Origin of the sequence: Fretibacterium fastidiosum (assembly GCF_000210715.1) — a bacterium.
In the GTDB taxonomy this organism is placed as follows: domain Bacteria; phylum Synergistota; class Synergistia; order Synergistales; family Aminobacteriaceae; genus Fretibacterium; species Fretibacterium fastidiosum.
The window spans coordinates 1378462-1379205 of sequence record NC_021038.1; the positions used below are offsets into that span (position 1 = coordinate 1378462).

The window sequence follows — 744 nt, forward strand, 5'->3', positions numbered from 1 at the left end:
AGGACGATTGCGGAGACGAAGAACCTCTCCGTCCCCATGCTCTGCGATCTTTTGATCTTAGCACTCAGGGAGGAACTTCCTTTTGAGCATTTATTTGGCAACTTTCGGTAAGCTCCGCTACCTTGGCCTGGCGGAGATAGCGGACGAGGCCCTGACGGAGTCCGGGTGGGTGCTGCTGAGGACGGTCCGGGGGCTTGAGATGGGCCGCCTCGGCGGTCACCTCTCCCAGGAGCAGGAGGCGAAGTACCGCGCGTCCTGCCTTGGGGAGAACGGCGAGCAGGCGCGTGGTCCGGAGCCCATGCTGCAGGAGGTGGAATTCGTCGCGAACGCCGGACCGGAGGACATGGAGAACTACCGCCGCTGCCGCAGCGACGAGGAGCGCGCGCTGGTCCGCGCGCGGGAGATCCTGCTGGAGCAGGACGGGCTGCGGATGAAGCTGGTGGACGTCGAGTACATGCTGGACCGCCGGAAGCTCTTCTTCTACTTCACGTCCGAGCAGCGCGTGGACTTCCGCGCCTACGTCCGAGACCTGGCGCGGGACTTCCACACCCGCATCGAGATGCGGCAGATCGGGGTACGGGACGAGGCCCGCGTCGTCAAGGGGATCGGGCCCTGCGGGCGTCCCTGCTGTTGCAGCTACTGGCTGCACGACTTCACCCCCATCTGCATCCGCATGGTGAAGGAGCAGAAGCTGGCGCTGAACCCCACCAAGATATCCGGCATCTGCGGTCGGCTGATGTGCTG

Annotated in this window: 1 protein-coding gene; it reads left to right on the forward strand. The window is 64.7% G+C overall.

Annotated features, from left to right (window positions below; translation table 11 throughout):
- Nucleotides 1–82: 82 nt before the first annotated feature.
- The coding region (locus SY1_RS06320; protein WP_279369725.1) for a PSP1 domain-containing protein at nt 83–744 on the forward strand (662 nt) is incomplete at its 3' end.